The sequence below is a fragment of the Winogradskyella aurantiaca genome (assembly GCF_003362725.1).
Taxonomy (GTDB): domain Bacteria; phylum Bacteroidota; class Bacteroidia; order Flavobacteriales; family Flavobacteriaceae; genus Winogradskyella_A; species Winogradskyella_A aurantiaca.
The window spans coordinates 247919-271382 of record NZ_QKTV01000004.1; the positions used below are offsets into that span (position 1 = coordinate 247919).

15 protein-coding genes are annotated in these 23464 nt (G+C 37.5%); 2 read left to right on the forward strand and 13 right to left on the reverse strand.

The features are described 5' to 3' along the window. Positions 1–4: 4 nt before the first annotated feature. Positions 5–508 (forward strand): signal peptidase II, encoded by a 504-nt coding sequence (gene lspA / locus DN064_RS08890; RefSeq protein WP_115462285.1) that lies wholly within the window; start codon positions 5–7, stop codon positions 506–508. Positions 509–538: 30 nt separating this feature from the next. Here the strand turns inward: lspA and DN064_RS08895 are convergent, their stop codons facing one another. The 3 genes from DN064_RS08895 to DN064_RS08905 are packed head-to-tail and all read right to left on the reverse strand — an operon-like array spanning position 539 to position 4012. Then, a complete protein-coding gene (locus tag DN064_RS08895; RefSeq protein ID WP_115462286.1) occupies positions 539–1816 on the reverse strand; it encodes a metal-dependent hydrolase family protein in 1278 nt (425 codons plus the stop codon). A gap of 18 nt (positions 1817–1834) precedes the next feature. Further along, positions 1835–2851: a UDP-glucose 4-epimerase GalE gene (galE, locus tag DN064_RS08900; RefSeq protein WP_115462287.1), complete on the reverse strand. Its 1017-nt coding sequence runs from the start codon at positions 2849–2851 to the stop codon at positions 1835–1837. Between the two features lie 6 nt (positions 2852–2857). Further along, positions 2858–4012, reverse strand: a complete 1155-nt coding sequence (locus tag DN064_RS08905) for a DegT/DnrJ/EryC1/StrS family aminotransferase (protein ID WP_115462288.1) — start codon at positions 4010–4012, stop codon at positions 2858–2860. Between the two features lie 118 nt (positions 4013–4130). Between DN064_RS08905 and DN064_RS08910 the strand changes: the two genes are divergently transcribed. Beyond that, entirely contained in the window at positions 4131–5372 is a 1242-nt protein-coding gene (locus DN064_RS08910) for a 3-deoxy-D-manno-octulosonic acid transferase (RefSeq protein WP_115462289.1), read from the forward strand. 6 nt (positions 5373–5378) lie between these two features. On the opposite strand, the gene DN064_RS08915 is transcribed toward DN064_RS08910, so the two are convergent. The 10 genes from DN064_RS08915 to DN064_RS08955 form a co-directional block, all read right to left on the reverse strand. Further along, complete coding sequence (locus DN064_RS08915) at positions 5379–6386, reverse strand: LacI family DNA-binding transcriptional regulator (protein WP_115462290.1); 1008 nt, start codon at positions 6384–6386, stop codon at positions 5379–5381. 8 nt (positions 6387–6394) lie between these two features. Further along, entirely contained in the window at positions 6395–8524 is a 2130-nt protein-coding gene (locus DN064_RS08920) for a thioredoxin domain-containing protein (RefSeq protein ID WP_115462344.1), read from the reverse strand. Positions 8525–8605: 81 nt separating this feature from the next. Continuing rightward, positions 8606–10135: a T9SS type A sorting domain-containing protein gene (locus tag DN064_RS08925; protein WP_115462291.1), complete on the reverse strand. Its 1530-nt coding sequence runs from the start codon at positions 10133–10135 to the stop codon at positions 8606–8608. A 212-nt stretch (positions 10136–10347) separates the two neighbouring features. Beyond that, positions 10348–13632 carry a VCBS repeat-containing protein gene (locus DN064_RS08930; protein ID WP_115462292.1) on the reverse strand — a complete coding sequence of 1095 codons (3285 nt, stop codon included), beginning with the start codon at positions 13630–13632 and terminating at the stop codon, positions 10348–10350. Positions 13633–13740: 108 nt separating this feature from the next. After that, on the reverse strand, positions 13741–14649 hold the full coding sequence (locus DN064_RS14275) for a glycoside hydrolase family 17 protein (RefSeq protein WP_232827456.1): 909 nt from the start codon (positions 14647–14649) through the stop codon (positions 13741–13743). A 9-nt stretch (positions 14650–14658) separates the two neighbouring features. Continuing rightward, positions 14659–16224, reverse strand: a complete 1566-nt coding sequence (locus tag DN064_RS14280) for an MFS transporter (RefSeq protein WP_232827457.1) — start codon at positions 16222–16224, stop codon at positions 14659–14661. A gap of 27 nt (positions 16225–16251) precedes the next feature. Continuing rightward, positions 16252–17751: a glycoside hydrolase family 30 protein gene (locus DN064_RS08940; RefSeq protein ID WP_115462293.1), complete on the reverse strand. Its 1500-nt coding sequence runs from the start codon at positions 17749–17751 to the stop codon at positions 16252–16254. 19 nt (positions 17752–17770) lie between these two features. After that, entirely contained in the window at positions 17771–19048 is a 1278-nt protein-coding gene (locus DN064_RS08945) for a glycosyl hydrolase family 17 protein (protein ID WP_115462294.1), read from the reverse strand. Then, positions 19048–22524 (reverse strand): hypothetical protein, encoded by a 3477-nt coding sequence (locus DN064_RS08950; RefSeq protein WP_317047365.1) that lies wholly within the window; start codon positions 22522–22524, stop codon positions 19048–19050. The genes DN064_RS08945 and DN064_RS08950 overlap by 1 nt, the downstream gene beginning before the upstream one ends. Before the next feature lie 84 nt (positions 22525–22608). Further along, a complete protein-coding gene (locus DN064_RS08955; protein ID WP_232827459.1) occupies positions 22609–23460 on the reverse strand; it encodes a glycoside hydrolase family 16 protein in 852 nt (283 codons plus the stop codon). Positions 23461–23464: the final 4 nt, after the last annotated feature.

Sequence of the window (23464 nt, forward strand, 5' to 3'; positions counted from 1 at the left end):
GAAGTTGAATAGAACTTTATTTATTGGACTCCTTGTAATTCTCAACATAGCTATTGATCAAATCTCGAAAGTGTGGGTACGGGCCAATTTTGCCTATGGAGAAACTAAATCCATTATTGGAGATGCCTTTATTATGCAATATGTAGAAAATAAAGGCGCATTTCTTGGTATGGGATCGGACCTTAATCCAACGCTTCGATTAGTATTTCTCTTAGTCCTACCAATTTTAGTGTTGGGCTATGTCGCCTACTACATTTTAAAACACAAAGAGTTAGATAGAATGAGTTTGATTGCCTTTTGCTGTATCATAGGAGGCGGTATTGCAAATGTCTTTGACAGAATTGTACTAGGATCTGTTACCGACTTTTTCTACATCGATCTTGGTGGTGTTTTTAGAACGGGCATTTTCAATATTGCCGATATGTCCGTGACAGCTGGTATGATTATGCTACTAATCGCCAGCTTTAGATCTGGCAAAAAAAAGAGTCTTCAATCTGAAGACTCTTAATAAATCATTTTGCTTGCTAGAGGATTAGCGTTAATTCTTATATACCATTCCTTCCTTCATAACAAAGGTTACTGATTCCATAGTTGTTATGTCCTTTGTTGGATCAGTGTCCACTGCGACGATATCTGCAATAAAACCTTCTTTAATTTGTCCAATCTGGTCTGCCATATTTAAAATTTCAGCATTAACAATAGTAGCACTTTGAATTGCCTCCATCGCCGGCATTCCAGCTTCTACCATATACTTAAACTCCCTTCCATTTTCACCATGTTTAAACACACCTGCGTCAGTACCAAAAGCAATGGCCACACCTTTTTCGTAGGCTCTACTGAATGTCCCCTGTATTTGTGGGCCAACCGCTAAGGCCTTTGGCACCACTATCTCTGGATAGAAGCCTTTAATTTTTGCCTTTTCCTCAACCTCTTTTCCCGCCGTAATAGTGGGCACTAAAAAAGCCTTATTTTTAATCATTAAGGCCATGGTTTCATCACTCATATAAGTACCGTGCTCAATGGTCTTTACCCCACCAATAACAGCGCGTTGCATACCTTGATCGCCATGAGCATGTGCAGCCACATGCATCCCATAGTCCTTTGCGGTTTTACAGATTTCCTCAATTTCTTCAATGGTGAACTGAGCGTTATCTCCACTTTTCGCCACACTAAGAACTCCACCTGTAGCCGTGATTTTAATAACGTCGGCACCATTCTTATAACGTTGTCTTACCGCTTTCTTCGCATCCTCAACACTATTAACAATTCCATCTTTGGGTCCGGGGTCCCCCATTACCTTTTTGTTGCCTCCATTTGTGAGATCACCATGCCCCCCAGTAGAAGCAATAAACTGACCCGCTGTAAAAATTCTAGGTCCTGCAATCTTACCTTTATTAATGGCATCTCTAACCGAAATATTGACTCCCTGACCCCCTAAATCTCTAACCGTGGTGAATCCAGCCATAAGGGTGGATTTAGCGTAACCTACAGCATTTAGTGCAACATCAGCTTCATTGAGTATGTATCCATTAAGTCTGGTATTAGCACTAAACTGTTCTTCAATATGTACATGCATATCTATTAAGCCAGGCATAACAGTTTGAGTCTTCAAGTCTATCACAAGATTATCCTTAGAATCAGGATCTATGAACCCAGAACTTACAGACTTTATCTGATTACCCTCAACAATAATGGTTTGATTTTTTAGAATGGTTCCAGCCTCAGTATCAATAAGCTGACCACAATAAATATAGGTCTGTTGCGCCACTACGCTCCATACAGAGCATAACAGCACGAGCTGTATAAAAACTTTCATAAATGTATTATTTGGTTGTTAGTTTCTAATCTTCTGCTCCCATTTCCAGGCAGATGCCATGGCATCATCCAAACTTAATTGAGTTTCCCAGCCAAGAACATTTTTAGCTCTCGAGGTTTCTGCGTAAGCTGATACCACATCACCAGTCCTTCTGTCTGTAATTTCATAGCGTAATTTTTCTCCTGAAACGCGCTCAAAAGAGTCAATTACTTCAAGAACAGAGCTCCCCTTTCCAGTTCCCAAATTAAAAACCTCAAGATTGGATTCTTGCTGATTATTCAAAAGTCTCTCTAAAGCCACAACATGGGCCTTTGCTAAATCCACCACATGAATATAATCCCTTATACAGGTACCATCAGGCGTAGGATAATCCCCTCCAAAGACACTCAATTTTTCTCGTAAACCCATAGCTGTTTGTGTAATGAACGGCACCAAATTCTGAGGAACTCCTAAAGGCAATTCTCCGATTTCAGCAGAAGGATGAGCCCCAATTGGATTGAAGTATCTTAAGGCAACCGCCTTAAAATCATTATTAATGTTACAGACATCACTGATAATTTCCTCGCCAATTTGCTTGGTATTGCCATAAGGAGATTCAGCAGGTTTTACCGCAGCATTTTCAGTTATTGGTAATTCATCAGCCTCCCCGTAAACAGTACATGACGAACTAAAAATAAAATTCTTATTCTTTAATTTAATTAGTTCCTCCAGAAGATACACTAATGAATTAATATTGTTTTTATAATACTTGAGAGGGTGTTGCACACTTTCACCCACTGCTTTATTGGCTGCAAAATGAATGACTCCAGCCAAATCTGGGTGCTCAGCACAAAGCACTTCTATAGCAGTTTTATATTTGAGGTCTAGTTCGTAAAATTCTGGTTTAACTCCAGTAATTCTGGTAATACCATCCAATACATCGCGACTTGAATTCTCAAGATTATCAACAATTAGAACTTCATAACCTTCTTTTTGAAGTTCTACTACTGTATGTGATCCAATAAATCCAAGCCCTCCGGTAACTAATACTTTCATAAAAATTTAGGCATCAATAAAATCCAACACCGTTTGAGTGATAAAGCTAATTTGCTCATCATCTAATTCTGTATGCATAGGTAAAGAAATAACAGAATCTACCAAATGATTGGTAACTTCAAAATCAGATTCCACATAGCGCTCATCTTGATAAGCCTTTTGCAAGTGTAGTGGTATTGGGTAGTAAACTCCACAAGGAATTCCATTAGCGTTTAAATGTGCTGCTAAGGCATCTCGGTCAACATCTTTCAAAACCAAGGTATATTGATGAAACACATGACAATCGCAAGTGTCGCAAATACCCTTACATTCTTCTTTACCTGATGGAATTGTAATTTTAGGATGATCTCTAAAAATAGCATTGTATTTTCTAGCGGCATTTCGTCTCGCATCATTGTAGTTATCCAAATGCTCTAACTTGGCATCCAATACAGCCGCTTGAATAGAATCTAATCTAGAATTTACACCAACGACATCATGATGATACCGTTTGTACATTCCATGATTAACAATACCTCGAATGGTATGGGCTAACTCGTCGTCATTTGTAAAAATAGCCCCACCATCTCCGTAACAACCAAGGTTTTTAGATGGAAAGAACGATGTAGAGGCCACATGCCCAATGACACCGGTTTTTGTTTTAGACCCGTCGGCATGTGTATAACTGGCACCTATTCCCTGAGCATTGTCTTCAATAACAAACAGATTGTGTTCTTTAGCTAAAGCCATTAATGGATCCATATCCGCTGCCAAGCCAAATAAGTGCACTGGGACAATTGCTTTTGTCTTCGGTGTTATGGCCTTTTTAACCGCGTCAATGTCAATATTAAAAGTCACAGGGTCGACATCCACTAAAACGGGTGTCAAATTCAGGAGAGCAATTACTTCAACTGTGGCTGCAAAAGTGAAGTCCGCAGTAATAACTTCGTCACCAGGCTCTAAACCTAAGCCCATCATACAGATCTGTAAAGCATCTGTTCCATTAGCACAAGGAATCACATGCTTAACATTCAAATAGGTTTCTAAATTTTCTTGAAACTGGTGTACCTTTGGTCCGTTGATAAAGGCTGCACTATTTAATACCTCCTCAATCGAAGGGTCAACAACATCTTTTATTTTAGCATATTGACCTTGAAGATCAACCATTTGAATTTTTTTCATTCGTCTGTATTTTGATGAAATTTGACCGTTTAGAACGGTTAAACGAAAATACAAAATTGTAAGTCCAGCGCCAATGGAAATAATCTAAAGTGGTTATTTTAGCATAAACAGATATCACTTGAGATCGCTTTATTCAATTGGAATTTACATTCTGGGCTTTTTTCTTAAGCTACTAGCACCATTTAATAAAAAAATTGAACTTGGTGTAAAGGGAAGAAAACAATCCTTTGATTTACTAAGGCAACAACTCAAAGATGATAAACCAAAAATGTGGTTTCATTGTGCTTCACTTGGGGAGTATGAACAGGGGCTTCCTGTTTTTGAGGCCTTAAAACAAAAATACACTGAATATCAAGTCGTGTTGACTTTTTTCTCACCCTCAGGTTATGAAATCAAAAAAGACAATTCGGTTGGAGATATTGTAATTTATTTACCTCTTGATACGTTAAGGAACGCTAAAAGATTTATTGAATTAGTGTCTCCTGAAATTGTTGTATTTACTAAATATGATGTTTGGCCTAATTATCTTTTATCACTTGGACTAATTGATACTAAGGCCTATCTCATTTCTGCTTTATTCAGACCTAATCAGCCTTACTTTCAATGGTACGGAAGTTTTATGAAGAATGCTTTAAAATCATTTGAGCATATTTTTACTCAAAATGAGGATTCCAAAAAACTACTCAATGCAGCAGGATTTAAAAATGTAAGTATATCTGGAGACACCCGATTTGATAGGGTTAGTACCCAGTTATCAATGAACAATTCAGTTAATTTTGTTGAGGCATTTAAACAAGGTGATTTATTAGTAGTTTTTGGTAGTTCCTGGCCGGATGACGACAAGCTGTTTTTACCCTTTATTAATGCGTCTTCAAATGAAAAGGTTAAATATTTAATTGCTCCTCACAATATATCAGAGAAATACACGAGTAACCTTAAAAATCAAATTAAGAAAAAGACCGTAGCCTTTAGTGATTTAGAGGCCACTGGAAGCGACTCATTAAAAGATTTTGAAGTATTTATATTAGATACGATAGGCTACTTAAGTAAGGTATATAGCTACGCCGATATTGCCTACGTTGGTGGAGCAGCTGGTCACACAGGGCTTCATAACATATTGGAACCAGCTGTATTTGGAATTCCTATACTCTTTGGGAAGAATTATGGGAAATTTCCTGAAGCTTCAGATCTAATTAAAATCAATGGAGCCGATTCTATTAGTACGACTACTCAATTATCTGAATCATTGGATACGCTGCTAACCAAGGATGAATTAAGAATGCACAAGGGGCAGATAAACGCTAATTATATTAAGAAAAATGCTGGTAGTATCGATACCATCATAGACTATCTTTCTTAACATCCATTAAATTATAGTTTCTCCCTTAAGTAACGCACTTTTAATTCTATTTAAGGACTGTTTTTCTCTCAATGTCTTATCCTTAGATAAGATTTTACCTAATAAATTCATTGAGGCTTTGCCCATATCTTCGGCGCGTTGATAAATCACCGCCATCTCAGGATTGGTTAGAATTTGAGTTGAGGGACTCCCAAATCCTACCACCGAAACATCATTAGGAATAGTCTTTCCACCCTCCTTTAAATAGTTTAATGCTATGACTCCAGTAAGGTGGTCTATTGAAATTATAGCATCAGCTTGTGGATTGTTATCTAGAAATGTACCTATACTTTTTCTTAGGTCCGACTCTCTGTTAAGATTTAATACACTGGCTGTTAGATCATGCTCCTTTAAAGCCTCTTCGTAGCCTTCAATTCTACGTTTACCCACACTCAAATCCTCGATGTTGCTTAGCAGTAAAATATGTTTACGATGTTCCTTTTCGATCAGGTGTTTCACCACATCATAAACCGATTGAAAATCATCAACCAACACATAGTGCCCTTTAAATGAAGGGATGGATCTATCGAATAATACCACAGGTAAATTTTGAAGTTTTAATTCTACCAAATGTTTGTTATAGTCTTTGATTTGGGTTTCTTCAGATAAAGCGATGACAAAGCCATCAACACTACCATTAGAGAGTAATTCCACACTGCGAATTTCTTTGTCTAGAGATTCATCAGACAAACAAACAATGATATCATAGTCGCTCACGGCGGCCTCCTGCTCAATTCCGTGAAGTGCTTCCGCAAAAAAAGGATTTAAAACCGTTGGTATAATAACACCAATTGTTTTAGTTTGGTTGGCTTTTAATTGTTGTGCAATGCGGTTAGGACGATAATTAAGCTCCTTAGCCAACTCCAGGATTCTGGTTTTAGTGCGTTCTCCAATTTCCGGGCTATCGTTGAGTGCCTTGGAGACCGTAGACACCGAAACATTTAAGATTTTTGCGAGTTCTTTTAAGGTGACCATGGTTTTAACTATTTTTTTATTTGTTCAATTGCTAAAGAGACTTCCTCTACCGGTAATTTACAAGTTCCATTAACGCACACATAAATATAGGTGCTATTCTCGACAAACTTATTTTTAAGCAATGGCAAATCACTTTCTACTGTTGATCCAGAAATAATTTTATTAGGCAAGTAGGCTTCATTCAACTCTATAATTATGGCCTTACTATCTTCACCCGATACTGCAATCTCATAAAAAGGATTCGAAAAATTGAGTGAATGATTCAACCAATTCGCGTAAGAACTCGGTGAATTCTTAAATTCTGAGCTTATTATCGAAAGCATTTTAGAAGACCGATCTAAAAAATCTCTATTCGCATAGTAATGACCAAGCTTTAATAAATTTTGAGCCATAACAGAATTTGATGATGGAATCACATTATCAAAGGTTTCAGTTTTCCGGACAATTAGTTCTTTATCAAGACTTGAAGTAAAATAGAATAGACCATTTTCATTCGAAAAATGAATGATTGCATAATCCACTAACATCTTTGATGTGTCTAACCATTTAGGATCTAAAGTCACCTCATAAAGACTTAAAAACGCATCAATTGTAAATGCGTAATCCTCCAAAAATCCATTTATTGATTTTTCGCCATCCTTATAAACATGATACATTTGTCCATTATCCAAGACTTGATTTACCATTATGAAATTTGCATTCTGTAAAGCCATGTCAAGGTAATGTGACTCTCCAAAGGCTTTATAAGCACTAATATATGCCTTCAGCATCATAGCATTCCAGGAGCTTAGAATCTTATCATCTAAGTTCGGACGATTTCGCAGATTTCGATGCGGAAGAAGTTTATCTTTCCATTTTTGGATTAACTTCTTAAGTTCGGACTCAGTCAGATCAAATTTAGCAGCAAATTCGTTATCTGGAATTGACTTGAATAAAACAAATCTGTCTTCTTCCCATTTTGTTGATTCATTTAAATTAAAGTACTCTTTGAATAAATCTGTATCAGATTTCAGGAGATTCTCTAGTTCGGTCTCATTCCATGTGTAAAACGCTCCCTCTATTTTAGAATCTTCCGTATCCCTGCTATCGGCATCTAATGAAGAATAGAATGCTCCAATGTCATTAGTCAACTCTTTTTCAACAAATGCCAGGGTCTCTCTTACCACTTCTTTATAGGATTCTTTACCGGTTAGCTGATAGGCCTCCGAATATGTTTGGATAAGAAGAGCATTATCGTAGAGCATTTTCTCAAAATGCGGGATATGCCAATTTTCATCTACACTATATCTCGCAAATCCACCACCTAATTGATCATAAATACCGCCGTTTTTCATTAGGTCCAAAGTCCTAACCACAAATTCCCTAAGCTCGACATCATTAAATTGATAAGAATATCTTAAAAGGTAAGACAGTAAAGTAGGCATAGGAAACTTTGGAGCTCCTTTAAGACCACCGTTATCTTGATCTAAACTATTTTCTAACAAGTCTGTTATGTCTTTAATTTCTGATGCCGTTATTAAAGACGTTTCTTTATTGGGAGATACTAATGCTAAGCTATTGACCCCTTCCATTAGGTTCTCTGCAAATGCGACCATTTTTGAAGGGTCTCGATCATAGAGTACTGATAATTCTTCAAGTGCCTTTAGCCATTGGTTCTTGCTAAAATACGTACCACCAAAAACTGGACGTCCATCTGGTAAGGCCACTACGTTCAATGGCCAACCCCCTCCGCCAGTCATAAGTTGAACCGCACTCATATACACCTGATCTACATCTGGACGTTCTTCCCGATCAACTTTTATACTAACAAACTTTTCATTCATCAAACTAGCGACCGAATCATTCTCAAAACTTTCTTCTTCCATGACATGACACCAATGACAAGAAGAATAACCAATGGAAATAACAATCAGCTTATTCTCGTCTACAGCTTGCTTTAGAGTTGATTCCGCCCACGGCTTCCAATTTACTGGGTTATAGGCATGCTGCAATAAGTAAGGGCTAGTCTCATTGATAAGATCATTCGGTATCTGAGAAACTTCGACCTCTTTATCCTTATTTGAGGAACCACAAGCAACAATTAGTAGTAGAGTAAAAGCAGATATTGCAATTGAAGAAAATGATTTCAAGGCATTCATAAGACTCAAAAATAAATCATGAAAAAACATAAAAAAAGCGTGTTTGACACAAACACGCTTTTGAAAAATGCTATAAATGCATTACTCTTTTACTAATCTCAAATTTTTTGAAGCTTCTACACCTTGAATCTTAGCAAAGTAAACTCCAGATTTTAGGTTGGACCCATCGATTGTAAAATCATTCATCGCAGGGCTCATATTAATAACTTCTTTTCCAAGAATATCATAAACCGTTACATTCTCAACAAGAGTAGAACTATTGACATTCCATAATCCATTAGTTGGATTAGGATAAATTTTAAATCTATCTTGAGTAAACTGGTCCGTACTTAACAATTGATTATTATGAAAATAGATGTTATCAAAATAAATTGCATCAAATAATGCGCCTCCAGCACCAGAAGCAACCATAACCAATTGACTTAATACTGCTCTAAGAGAAGCTGGGTTAGAAATTCCACCACCTGCTTCACCAACATTAAATTGGGAAATTTCAATATCTAAAGAATTCCATTGCCCTTCCGCACCTGGTCCAAATGAATGGATTGCTGCATTAGTTTCACCAGTCAAATGCCCAGCTGAATGATTGGACAATTTAGGATTCATCACCCCGCCTGTTGGAGTTCCTACAACCCAATAGTCCATGTGGAAGTGAGTCATTTGTGAAGCATCTGTTCCAACCTCTAAGTTAAAGCCCATGAAATTATCACCGCTGTACTGTATACCCCAATATTCATCGCCATCAACAGTTCCTGTTGAAGCTGTTGAAGTATTAGCGGGAACATCAAAATTTGTAGCCGTTAAAGCTTGACTTCCTGCATATGCACCACTATAAACATTAACAACATCTTCTGCTGCTCTTGCAGGTGGAGTAGGTGCAGCTACTGTAGGAGTGGCTGGAGGATCTGGACAAGCATTGGGGCAAGACCCACCGCAATCAACACCCTCTTCATCGCCATCCTGAATACCGTTATCACATGACGGCCCGCTGGAAATAGCATCACCGGCATAGGAAGTGACATCATCGATGTAGGTAGTTGTCATTAAAGCTGAGTTTTGTCCGCAGCCAGCACACCATCCATCTACATTAGTGTCTAAATTAAATAAAGGGAAGAAAACTATACTGGAAAATTGATCAACAGGAGGATTATATCCAGGCTGGCCTAAGTCAGCACCAACAGTAAAATCTGCGGTCATTGTTTCCCAACCAGTTCCTCCGTGTGAGACAGAGGTCTTAGATTCATCTGCCGTTGTCGAACCGAGGTCACCATCAGCCAATTTCACTAAAAATCTTCTGGGGGTATCTGAATACAACTGAAATGTGACTATTTTGTTTGTCCCAACACCTGTAGTTTCGTCACGCATGTCAATTTTATTGTTCTGCATAAGCAATTTTGCACCTTGCCAAGGCTGACCTGCAGCCGCTGTAATTAATTCCAAAGACTTGGTGCCCGAACTAGCTTGAGTTGTAGAACTTGCATCCGCTGATGCACCGCCATTATCGTCAAACCAAGTGACAGATGGTTCAGTCCCCTCAAAGTCTTCTAAAACCACCTGAGAGAAACTCAGAGCAGACATCAAAAGACAGAGTAAAAAAGTAATTTTTTTCATGTTTAATTTGTATAAGTTAATTTTTCTTTAAAAATAGATAAATATAGGCCATATAATAGGCGTATAATACCTATACACAACCCATACAAATAGCTAATTTTGCAATAAATTAAGGATAATTTTTAGTTTTTGCTAATTTTTAAAGATGAAGATTGCTAAAAACTAAAATCTATAAGAATCTAGATTCGAATAAATACGGAAATTCGTTTTTTTTAATATTTGAATATGTAGGGCTTTGAATTATTATTAGTAACCACTAAGTGCGGACTATTTTTTATACTTATTCTCTCTACATTTCTACTATCCTCCGGTACATAGAAACCGCTTTCAAGTGGAGGAATAAATTCAAAAGAATTTTTCCCTTTTCCTAATAAAATGGCTCCATAACCAGCATCATAACGCGTAGTTTCCACCTCTACACCATAATGATTCCCTGCTACAAGAATATCCATTTTACCATCACCATTAAAATCTTCAACTACGGCAGATTTAATTGGAGAAATCTGCACTTCATTTGGTAATGCTAACTGGGTGAATGATTCTCCTTCATTAATTAAAATTGTACTAGAGAAATCTTTGATTTCATATACAACAGCATCCTCAATTTTATCTTCTGGCAGAATGTCTATCAAATTAGAGGACGCAAAGCTATGGTAGTCTTTAAATTTTTCAGAGACATAGGGCATTTGCTGGCTTGTGCATTCCCGACCCCTAACTGGTACATAATCATCTTTGTAGAACTTTGCCAATACTACATCATTTGTTCCATTTTGATCAAAATCATTGGCATACACCTTGAAGGGATGTTCCTCTGAAGCTTTAAATTTGTTATTTAGTCCAAGATTACCAATTACATAATCCTGATCACCATCCCCATCCAGATCTCCTTTGGTGATCGACCACCAAATTCCTCGTGTATCACTTAGACCAAACTCTAATGAAACATCCTCAAAATCCCCACCCTCATTTTCCAATAAAGTGATATTCATCCATTCTCCTACTATAATCAAATCCTCATCTCCATCAGAATCAAAATCAGTAAACTCAGCATCTGTAACCATACCCAAATTACTAAGCCTAGGCGCATTTTGTGATTCAACAAATTTTCCATTGTTATTGATCAGAAGGTAACTAGTTGCTGGAAACGCATATTTTCCAGAAATAAGTCGTGTTCCAACAAAGATATCAAGATCACCATCGCTATCGACATCTGCAGTCTTTACGCAACCCGAGCTTTCAAAAATTTCTGGTAAAACCTCAACACTTTTTGAGAATTGTCCATAACCATCGTTAATGTATAATCTGTCTTGAAGTAGTGGATGTCCTTGATCATATTCATTACCACCGCTCGCCACATATAAATCCAAGTCATTGTCACTGTCCACATCGATGAAAAGACAACCCATATCCTCAGACATTCTATCTCTAGTCCAAGGTTGGGACTCACTTAATCGGAAATTTCCATTACCGTTTTGAATATAGAGTTCACCACTTTGTCCAAGCGCCCCCCCAATAAATATATCTTCCAAACCATCACCATTGACGTCGGCCACACTTGAAAAAGGTCCATTCTCAGAAAGTTTATGTGGTAAAAGAATTTGTTCCTGAAAATCATTATGCAAGTTCTCTTTATGTTCATAATTTAACCCTACCTTGCCTGTAGGAATTGATGCAAATAGAGTTTCTGCAGTAGTCTTAGTCCTTTCTTCAAACGATGCATTTGAATGATTAACTTCAATTTCTTGGTTGGCCGTAATTTCTCGAAGAACATTCACTTTACCGTCAAACCAATATACTTTGAGGCTATCAATCTTAGTTTGCTTACCAAGACCAAAGAAGGCCTTGCTATCAACAGAAGATATAAAACCTCTTGTTAAAACATTTTCAACTACCTGAATGTCATCTTTATAATAAATTTCAGCTCTTGCACCAATACCAAACACATTTTTTTCTGGGCCATTAAAACTAACCGTTAGAAAATTTCCGTTTGATTTATTCTTGTAAATAAAGGCAGGAGAATCTATGTTGTTCGTCACCACATCCAAATCACCATCATTATCCAAATCTCCATAGGCCATGCCGTTAGAAAAACTTGGGGTTCCAAATCCCCAATCCTCAGTAACCTTTCTAAACTTGTGCTCTCCTATATTTTTAAAAGCATAATTAGAAACAGGCTGGGATGGTGTTTCCTGGCTCAATTTAAATAAATCCTCTGCAGTAGAATTTTTGCCCAAATTTTGAACCTTGTTTCTATAATCATTATTATCAACATCCTTCTTAATTCCATTTGACACAATAATGTCTTTTAGACCATCATTATCCAAATCAACCAATAAGCTTGCCCAACTCCAATCTGTGTATGAAATACCAGCCATATTTCCAATATCTGAAAACGTGCCCATTCCGTTATTAATTTGGAGTGTATTGGCCATATATTGGTAATGGGCTCCTGCATCTACCATTGCCTCAAACGCTTCTGTACTCATTGAGGCCATGTTTGTTTTAGAACGGTAATGGTCCTCCGGCGTCATGTCTGTTGTAATCAAATCGATTAGCCCGTCATTATTAATATCACCAGTATCTGAACCCATACTCAATTGAGTAATATGCTTTAATTTTTCATTAATTACGTTTGTAAAGGTCCCATCACCATTATTGTAATACATGAAATCAGGCTCGGCGTAATCATTAGCTACATATAAATCCATCCATCCATCATTATTGAAATCTGAAGCATTGACGCTTAACCCATAAGCAATATCTTGAGAAATTCCAGATTCCAAGGATACATTTTTATAATAACCATTGTCATTCCTATATAACCGATCCTTAAAAAACTTAAATTGATTTTGAGGAATTTTATTTAATAACAAAACCTTTTTATCTGCTACCTGATTAACCTGGTACATGTCCAAGTCACCATCATTATCCATATCAAAAAACACAGCTTGAGTTGAAAACCCAACATCCGCGAGTCCATATTTTTGAGCAGACTCTGTAAAGGTCAAATCACGATTATTTATGAAAAGTTGATTTTGTCGGTCACTAGGTTTTGCCGAAATTCCATTTCGGCTAACATAAATATCCAGGTAACCATCGGCATTAACATCTGCCATGGTAACTCCCCACGTCCAACCTGAGTTTCTTGCAATTCTTGATTCTTTAGTAATGTCTTCAAACTTAAATTCTCCTTTATTTAGAAATAATCGGTCCTCAACCTGATTTCCTCCAAAAAATATATCGGGCAATCCATCATTATTGATATCACCTATAGCTACTCCTGAACCAACATACATTTGGCTATAGTAGTAATGATTAAAATAGGTGGATTCCCTTATGGTATTTTCAAAATCTATTCCTGTCTGGTCTGCTGCTAACAATTCAAAACCACCAATTAACTCAGATGGATATAAATCTCTTTTTGGACTCTTTGAACATGAGTTTAGAACAATCAAACTTATCACTATGGATAGAAAAAATGGGACACTCTTCATCATTAATCTAGTTTTTCATTGACTGCTAAATATACTGAATTACACCTGTTATAATCATAAAAAAAGCCTATTTACTAATTAATAAATAGGCTTAACTATTGTGACTAATTCTCAAAACTTCAATTCCTCATGCTTGTCCCAAAGCCCCCAATAAGCTCCAACATCACCTTCAGCGCCTACCTTCCATGACTCATCAAATGACGAAAAATAGAAGATATCAATATCATCTGCTTTGGACCAGGCCTGTGTGTTTATAAAATAGGTCATGGCATTCACATCTGAAGGTTCAGAACTTCGTAATGCTTCACCCATGTTCGGCCAACCGGTTTCCGTAATAATTACCTTTTTACCTTTTCCAGCTCCGACCGCCTGTGCAAACATATTCTGCATATGGTTCAAGGAGTACTCTATAGGACAACCCTCCCAAAAAGGGTAGCAATTACTCAAAATCACATCACTGATCTCAACCAATTCGGGATGCGCAGAGAATTCATAATAGGCATCTACATAACCAACAGGAATCCCAGGAATGGCATCTTTAACCCTTTGAATATATCCTAGTAATTGTTCCAGAGTTAAATCGTTTCGGTACAACACCTCATTTCCAACAGCAGCAATATCCACAACACCCTCACGCGCTAGTTGTATTAAACCCTCAATTTCCTTTTCATTATCCTCCATATCGTCACCTAACCAGGCTCCAACCATAGTCTTTAAGCCATGTTTATGCGCCATTCTCGGTACATGCTCATTTCCTTCAATACAAGAAAATGATCGTACCCATTTGGTATAAGGTTTCATGATTTTAATGCGTCTCTCAACCTGCTCAATAGTAATAACGTCGCCTGGGCTTTGCCCATCCTCATACATACTAAAACACAAACCATGCATTCCTGAATCCAGTGTTTTTCTCCACAATGCTTTTAACTCTTCTAGTGAGTACCCTGATAAGTCTAAGGCACCCTGCTGCTTAAACTTTAAAACTTCTTCGTTAAAAAAACGATCGTATCTATAAGACATATTTTTAAATTATAACTTTCCTCTTCGTTCTATTAGTTTTGCTTTAATCTCACGCGCGCGCTCTTCATTGAGGCTGTATTTCCACATAACCCAAACCGCAAGTGCTGCGGTCAAAGAAGGCACAATGATATCGGCAATTCTTAAATTATTCATAGTTTCAAGTGACTGTTCCGTCACATTTGGATCAAATCCAACAATTTTTAAAATAACCCCACCAAGCACCAACGCAATGGATTGGCCAATTTTTACCATCAACCAGTAGATGGCACCAAAGGTGCCCTCTTTACGAGGCATGCCATTTTCCAATTCATCCAAATCACAGACGTCTGCGGTCATACTCATCATAAGTGTGAACAATCCTCCCATTCCAAAAGCGAACAACGGGATTGGTACAAATATTAGCCATGGGATTTCGCTACCTGGATCAATACTAAACCAGGACATCCCTATAGAATCTAAAACAGGGTTAAGTGATTCAAAAATAGATCCAACACCCGCGTTTAAACTTTGACCCAAACTTGTTTGTGCAAATTGTGCATTCAAATCCTTATCAAAGCCCCACCATTTTAATACGTATCCGATTATTGATAATACAGTTGAAATAATAAATGCGTTCTTCTTTCCCCATCTATTGGCCATTCTTGAAATAATAGGAATGACAATAAATGCTGTAATCATTGCATTTATGGTATTAAACCATGCTGGCCATGTACCAGCTAATTCATAGCTCCCGCTATACATGTAAAATACAATTATAAAAACACCAAAAGCAGCTACTAACTGGAACCCATTAAACACCAAAAAAGTTGCTCCACAGAGTTTCATAAAGGGTTTGTTTTTGGATACTTGTAAAATACCCTGCCATAAATCTTTTAGGTTACTGACCAGTGATTTCAAATTAATCTCTTTACGATTCTCCATGTTGGCCGAATCAATTCCTCGACAAAAAATTGCTGGTAATATTCCAAATACAATACACATAGCTCCTACAATTAAGGCCATGGTGCGAACACCTTCTGTTTGTGTGTTAAAGGTGTTACTATCGGGAATTATCACATACAACCAGGGCACAATCATCCAGGCAATTTGTCCCATGGTGTTTGAGAACGCCATTAGTCGTGTGCGCTCATTATAATCAGGTGTCATCTCGTAACCAAGTCCAACTAAGGGTGTAGCGAACATTGTGTTTCCAATAAGGAATAGCAATTGCAACACCATCACATGCCAAATGATGTATGATTGTGAGGCATTATCATCTATCTGCCACATCAGGAAAAACAAAATTCCGCTAATGATTGCCCCAACAAAAATATAAGGTCTTCGTCTTCCCCATTTAGACTTGGTATTGTCTGAAATGAAGCCCATAATTGGATCTGTTATGGAATCGAAAATTCTTGGCAACCCTCCTAATAATCCAGCCCAAAGAGGGTCTACCCCCCATGCGGTTAAAAGAAAAAATTGAATAAATACACCTAGTGTACCAGGTAAAATATTTAGAATAAAGTGTCCAGCACCGAAGGCGGCCTTTTGGCCAACAGGCACTTTGTCTCTGGAAGCTGTTTCTATTTGCGACATAGTTTAGTTAGTTAATTGCATCAAGTTTTAGGACGATTTAGGGATGTTTATCGTTTGTATGGCCTTGGCATCTATTTCTAGACTCACAATCTGACCATTAAGACTAAGCTGAAATGCTTTTTTATTCTCATTATCGTTAAAGACTACTACGGCTATTGAACCATCAGGATTTTGTACTGCAGTAATCATTAAACTAGATTCTTTAGAAGTACTAATATCAATTACCTGAGCCCCTGGCCTAATGAATTTGCTAAAATGGGTCATGGTGTAATAAAGCGGTGTATAGTAGACCTCATCGGCGTCTGGATCAACTATAACTGGTGCTACACACCAATTTTTAAACCAGTTAGGACCCCCCTGACGATCTAATACCATATTCCAATCTACCCAGCCATCAACCCAGTTATTAAGGCAACCAATAATATCTCTGGCATATCTGTATACAGGCACATATTTTGGATGCAAGTATTTCTTATCCTCTGGAGCCCAATCGAAACCCCAATCCGTTGCCTCTTTGCTCCAGTACCAATTGTCATCTTTCCATTTGGGTACTTCTGCATCCACACATGCTTCTGTTTGAATTAAATACTTATTGGGAACCTTTCGGTGTGCATACTGTAACTCTTCGGGGAAATAATCATAGGTACTCTCATACCAATGAATGGCAGTACCAGCATAATATTTTGAAGAGATCTCGTCTCGATACATTTCGTCTACCCATTCTTTTAAGTCGGCACGATTTTGATCATACCCTAGAATAACCAAGTCCCCTTTACCATCGGCTTCAAGCCTAGGACCTAGATGATTGGATACAAAATCCGTCATCTCTTCAGGTGTAAAATGCATACTCTCCCAATTGTTTCCGTTTCCTAGTGGTTCATTTATGACTGTAAACCCCCAAATGTCTATACCTTCTGCTTTGTATGCATCAACATATTTGGAAAAAAACAACGCCCAGGTATCATTGTACTCTGGTAATAATTTACCACCAACATAGTTCTTATTATCTTTCATCCATGGTGGCGCTGTCCAGGGCGATGCAAAAATTCTAAAGCCATCCTCAGAAGCCGCTTGTGCTTCTTTTATAAATGGAATTAAATCATCTTTATCTTCGTCTATATTGAAATGCTCAAGCTTTACATCATCTTCAACCGGAGCATAGGAATAATTAGACACTGAAAAATCACAAGAATTCATATGAGTCCTTGTTAACGAATAATTGGAACCTTCCTTTGAAAAATAGGCTTTAATAATTTCGTTTCTGTTTTCCGTACTCAACTGGTTGAGGAGATGAGCAGAAGCTTCTGTAAAGGCACCTCCAAAGCCAGTAATAGTTTGATATGTCTTATTCGTATTAAGTGTTAACATAAGATCAGGTTCCTGCTCAGTATTAGGTTGGACTCTGGTTAACTTATTACCAGCAGCTGATGTTTCGTAAACCTCTATTTCTAATTCCTGTGTACTGTCATTACAACTCATAATAACTAATGATATGACCAGACTAATTAATTGAACCCTATATCTCATTTATCATCTTATTTGATCCTTACTCCTGTACGACCACTTTGGGTGGAACCAATACTTCTTTCATTAAACTGTCTAAATTACCGTTGTAGGTCTTACGGATCTTATTTCCATCTCTCGTTAATCCATCAAACACATTTTTATCCACAAGATCCCAAATTGGATATTTAGCTTCTGCTTCAATTGTGAATAAACCGAAATGGTTTTCTGAGCCTTTAGGATTATTTCCATCCTTCCACTTTTCATTAAATGCCTCAAAGTAAAAACAAGAAATACCTACTGAATTGGTCCATTCCCGCATATGTCTGTAATACAAGCCTTGCTTATATTCGTCTGTAGCTTTAGAACCCTTAGGTCCATAATACCCAGTTGATACACTTGCCCATCCTGTTTCACCAATGTGTATTGGCTTGTCAACCCCTAGGCTTTTCATATAAGATCTTACACTGTCAACTTGTTTGACGGCAAAGTCTTTAGCTCTCAGCATAGCATTTTGGATTTGTTGGATAGAATCTAATTCCTCTTGTTCATCAGGAACAAACCAAAAGTCAGGATTATAGTGTGTATTATGGTACGGATATGTATGCATAGAGATGTAATCCACAGCCTTTATCAATGCTTCTAATTCTGGAGTATGATATGAAGTATCACCACCACCCCAAGATGAAAAATCGTCGGAAGATGTAATCCACAAATCTTTTGGCAATTCACCTTTTAACTTCAAGTCCTGGAGGTGATTAACCCATTTAAGAATAACACCAGGCTGCACATAATAGCTGGTAGCCCATTTTACCATAGCTTCATTTCCAACAGCCAGCACCTTAACAATGTCGGGATATTTATTTACCAGGTTAACCGCCCTTTGAATTTCATTGGCATTATCCGGGCTTTCAACATTATGATCAGGTAACTTATCAGTCCAAGCATTTAAACAGTCTATCCAGGCACCAAGCATTACATACATTTCAAATCCGGGATCCTCTATTTTAATTTGCTTTATAGCCTCCAAAAGATTAGCCGCATGAGGAAGTTGAACATTATAGGTCCTCAAGATTCGGATACCCATTGCATGGAGAATATGCATGTCTTGCTTAAGCTGCTCAATAGTTGGTTGACGCTCTCTAGTTCGTTCTCTATATCCTCCGTAAGAAATAGCTAGGTAATTGGAATCACCTAAAATATCAGCGGCAGTCTTTTCTAGTTTCATTTGCATTTTTTTTGGGGATTCATTCTGTTTTTTGCAGCCTACGGACATGACGAGTAGGAAACTAACAAGTATGAAATAGGCTCTACATTTCATCATTTCAATTTTGTCTCATTAACATTTACTACCAGATGCGTAATTTCACCACCTCTGTTAAAAATCAAATCACTTAAGTCGTTAGAAAGTGTTTGACCATGAATAATTGTGGTTTCATGATCTTTGGTCACAATATGGATCTGATCTGCATCACTTAGCTTGTACATTACTGGAATCTGACAATATGTAAAAGCCATCATCCCAGAACTCAATTGCAATTGCTTCTCTGAGCCATTAACATCGATATAATTAAACGTTTTATCTTCTTGTATAAATTCATTTCGTCTCAGCAGGCACGGATTAAAGCTAATCTGGCCCTTAGAAACAAAAACACCTAATTCTCCAATCCTTGAAAGGATATCCTCCTTAACTTGACCTGTCATGCCCGGTTGCTGAGCTCCTTTCGTAAAAGGTGTATGAGAATACGGGTCTGTAGGAAATGCACCATAAAGTGAGGCTGGTTTATGCACTCCTATGCCTTCATTGATTTCATAATAATGCTCCAATAATTTACCAACAACAACCTCTGAAGCCTCTTCTCTTATGGCTCTTAAACAACATTCTTGCACAGCTAGCAATAATTTGGACACCATGTGCCAGTAGATAGAGCCGAGTCCTTCATATCCATAAAAAGTTCCTGATCTTCCAGTAAATGCTTTGTGGTTAAATACTTTTTCAAAAATGCTGAGAATCAAATCTCTTTCTTTTACCGCCAATGGCTGGTAATCACTACCAGCTAGGGCATCAATGGCTATTTCAAGGTCTTTAGCGTTATTAAAATTTCCATTAAAATGGAAACCGCCAAAAACATCCTTTTTTATAATACTATGATTATTATCTGATAATAAGGATTGTAATAATTGAGATGATAACACATCAGATTCTTCTACAGAATTACGCTCTAGGAACCCGGGTAACTGCTTGTTTGGGTAGAGCAAATAGCTATATTGATCTGGTCTGAAAAGAGCGCTTGCCTTTAAAGCATCTAACGCATCAAGTGCTTGCTGAGATGATAAATATCCTGAGCTCAAAACGGCAACTTGTCCTTCGAGCATTTCTTCCAAATAATCAATTTCTACAGCAGTGTTATCTTTAGACGACATGAGGTTGTAGGCATGATACATGCCGTCCTCTCGTCTATTGGCCTCAATAGATTGGTTCAAATACTCCAATAATACCCCACTAAAGTTTCTAAGATCTTTTAATTCTATGGCCTCCTTAGAACCTGAAAAATGGTTCTTATAGACGTCCATTCTATAGTTAGATGCACTCTCACCAAGACCCTTTAACACTAACATACGGTCTTCATCTGTGATGGTTCTATTCAAAACATCCTGATGACTGACTAAGGTTTGATGAATTTCTGAATAGAATTGTTTTAATTCTGTACTTATCATAACTGATGTTACTTCAACATCTGCTAATAAGTCCTTCATGTATGCCATAAAGCGTCTCAAATAACAAAGGGTAACCATAGAGACCCCATTACCGACTAAAGCATTATTGGCATCATTCCATTCTGGGCGCTGGGTATTCATCCATATACCTCCTTCTAAAATTAAGTTGGAGGTTTTAGCCAGAACCGTTGCTAGTATCTTTTCTATAAAGTTGACTCTATGAATATCTTTGGATTGATTAACAAGAAGTGCACCATCAGCCCCAATACTATCTCTGTTGCTACGAATCTCTAAATCCAATTTATAGTCAAACTCAATAGTATCTTTTGGATTTTTAAGCAGATCTTCAAAAGACTTTATCTTATAAGGAACATTGGCATAAACAAAGATATCTTGACTAAAATAGCTGGTAAGTTTGTCCTTATGTCGGTCCTTAATTATCTCCAAAAACTTCAACAAGTATATAATTTGATGATCACCCCAATAACCAATGTATGACCATGGATCATGCTCCTCAATAATCTCCCAGTCAAAACCATCTTTCGTCACCCGGTAAGGATTGTATCCATCAAATGTTGTAGCATTTAAAAACTTGTGAATCATGCCCTCAACAAATTGAGGAAACGAATGCGCCAAAGCTTCCCAGTTTTGAAAAATATCACGCCAATTACCCTCATAATCCAAAACCTTAGACCCATCTATTTCATCCTTAGTATTTATAGAAAACTTATTCCATGGACGTGATGGATCTCCGTGGCGTCTACTAAATTTTAAAGGAAGGTATTCGAAGCATAATCTCTTAAAATCAGGATCGATAATAGCCTTTGTTTTTGATAACAATTCCTGAAGTGTGAAGGTAATTGGGAGGTCAGATAAAAACGCTTTCTGATTTTCAAAAACCGTTTTGTTTGCTTTAGCGATATATCTTTTAAAGTCCCAGGATTCTATATAATAGTTAAAATCAAAAATACCCCCTCTCATTATATTGAAAAGTGTATTCGCATAGTGTCTGGTATCTCTCAATCTGTCTGCAGAGTATTGTATTCCATCAGATGACGCTACTAGCTGTTTTAGACGCTCAGTACCTTGTTCGATCTCGTTTTTTATTTGATCCTCAATGGCATCATTGGACTTTAAAACTTGAATTAAACTGGCAATTGCCGACTGGTCCTTGTTAACATCGGCTCCAATCATCCAACTTTTAACCTGTTTATTAGATAAATTGAACGAAGACTGTACTAAAAAAGCTCCTTTTTCTGCTTTTACATCGACTTCCAAATTAACTTCACCACTATGCCTAAATTGATCTACCTGAAGTGATGATAGCAAATAAGTAGGATTTGGCATCCCTCGATGCCATGCCACATTAGCCTTCAATGCCTCACTAGGTTCAGCCTTATCGACGATAATAGAACTTAGGGCAAATACCCCTAGTCCAACTGAAGGTACTAACTCACTGCGCTTATAGGCATCTACAAGATTGCTTCTTTGTACCTGAAGATTTTCTGAAACCCCATAAGGCATAATATTCTGAATTCCGTCAAGGATGCTTATGTCTTTGGAGATATCATCCAGATTGTTCAATTCCGCTTTTCGAATAAACCCAAAGGTTTCACTAGAATTCCACTCATAAACAAATGCTAATCCAAGCGTTTGATTAACCTCTTCGAATCGAACTTTATTTCCAAAAACATTCTTATAAAGGTTTCTGGTGATGTCAAAGTTATTTTCGGTCCGTACTGAAAAGGGTTCCCATATCATTGTGGAATCATGATGACTTGTTCTTATCAGTGTCTTACTACCAGTGGTTTCAACAGCTTCTAAAATCTTGTCGTCAGTGTAGTATGGAAAGAAGGAATAATCACTGTTTTTACGACCAGCGGATAATGCCCCATTACTTCCTATAAACATCCAATGATTAGAATCACTTACGATACTCATCAAGAATGTTCTCATTTCATCGACATGAGTAATTTTAAAAAAATCCTCACCGTTAATTTTAACTTTGGATAATTGACTCTCCATAGTAACATCTGTTATTGTTTCCTTGACATTGGTCAAAAGAATATCATTCATCATTTTTAAAAAACTCAGTTTGGGAAAAAGGCCTATCAAGATCGAGAAGGACCCGTCCTGATAGGTTTAGTAGGTATTTACACTATTTTAGTTATAGACGCGTACGTAATCTACTTCCATTGTTTGAGGAAAAACCGTGTCAGCTCCAACTGACCCAACAAACGTACCTCCAACGGCTACATTTAGGATGATATAGAATTCATCATCAAATACCCACTCACCATCTACATCCTCAGGAGTTATTTGATTATAAAGAACATCATCTATATAATAGTTGATAAAGTTTGGCCCCCATTCTACACCGAATACATGGAATCCAGTATCAAGCCTATCATCGACTAGATCATAAGATTTGGTCACCGCATTTCCTCCAGAATACCCTGGCCCATGAACACTTCCATGGGTAATCGTTGGTTCCTGCCCCCGCATTTCCATAACATCTATTTCTCCAATCTGTGGCCAAATCTCGGTTCCGCCTTGATCATCACCTAACATCCAGAACGCTGGCCATAAGCCTTGACCCCATGGTAATTTAATTCGTGCCTCAAATCTTCCGTACTGACGTTGAAATTTATTCTTAGTTTGAATTCTCGCAGAGGTATATGGTGAGCCCTCAAATTGCTCACGTCTAGCGATAATTTTTAGCACACCATCTTCTACGATGACATTCTCCGGTCTATCTGTATAGTATTGTTGTTCATTGTTACCCCAACCCGGGATACCTTCTGCAGCTCCATTTCCTATATCAAAATTCCACAACTCTGAATCCGGGGAACCATTAGCCCCAAAACCTTCATCTAAAACAAGATTTGTATAATGGTTAATTACTTGTTGGTTCTCGTCTGTATTACATCCAACGGTCAAAAAGACCAATCCAATAGCCGCAATCAAGGCCATATTGAATTTCTTCATTTTCATAAATTTCATTTTTCTTTTCATTGCT

Bases quoted from the DNA above. Each gene is read 5' to 3' on its own strand.
- DN064_RS08895 (WP_115462286.1), bottom strand. From the start codon at position 1,816: ATGAAAGTTTTTATACAGCTCGTGCTGTTATGCTCTGTATGGAGCGTA.
- galE (WP_115462287.1), bottom strand. From the start codon at position 2,851: ATGAAAGTATTAGTTACCGGAGGGCTTGGATTTATTGGATCACATACA.
- DN064_RS08905 (WP_115462288.1), bottom strand. From the start codon at position 4,012: ATGAAAAAAATTCAAATGGTTGATCTTCAAGGTCAATATGCTAAAATA.
- DN064_RS08915 (WP_115462290.1), bottom strand. From the start codon at position 6,386: ATGGTCACCTTAAAAGAACTCGCAAAAATCTTAAATGTTTCGGTGTCT.
- DN064_RS08920 (WP_115462344.1), bottom strand. From the start codon at position 8,524: ATGAATGCCTTGAAATCATTTTCTTCAATTGCAATATCTGCTTTTACT.
- DN064_RS08925 (WP_115462291.1), bottom strand. From the start codon at position 10,135: ATGAAAAAAATTACTTTTTTACTCTGTCTTTTGATGTCTGCTCTGAGT.
- DN064_RS08930 (WP_115462292.1), bottom strand. From the start codon at position 13,632: ATGATGAAGAGTGTCCCATTTTTTCTATCCATAGTGATAAGTTTGATT.
- DN064_RS14275 (WP_232827456.1), bottom strand. From the start codon at position 14,649: ATGTCTTATAGATACGATCGTTTTTTTAACGAAGAAGTTTTAAAGTTT.
- DN064_RS14280 (WP_232827457.1), bottom strand. From the start codon at position 16,224: ATGTCGCAAATAGAAACAGCTTCCAGAGACAAAGTGCCTGTTGGCCAA.
- DN064_RS08940 (WP_115462293.1), bottom strand. From the start codon at position 17,751: ATGAGATATAGGGTTCAATTAATTAGTCTGGTCATATCATTAGTTATT.
- DN064_RS08945 (WP_115462294.1), bottom strand. From the start codon at position 19,048: ATGAAATGTAGAGCCTATTTCATACTTGTTAGTTTCCTACTCGTCATG.
- DN064_RS08950 (WP_317047365.1), bottom strand. From the start codon at position 22,524: ATGATGAATGATATTCTTTTGACCAATGTCAAGGAAACAATAACAGAT.
- DN064_RS08955 (WP_232827459.1), bottom strand. From the start codon at position 23,460: ATGAAAAGAAAAATGAAATTTATGAAAATGAAGAAATTCAATATGGCC.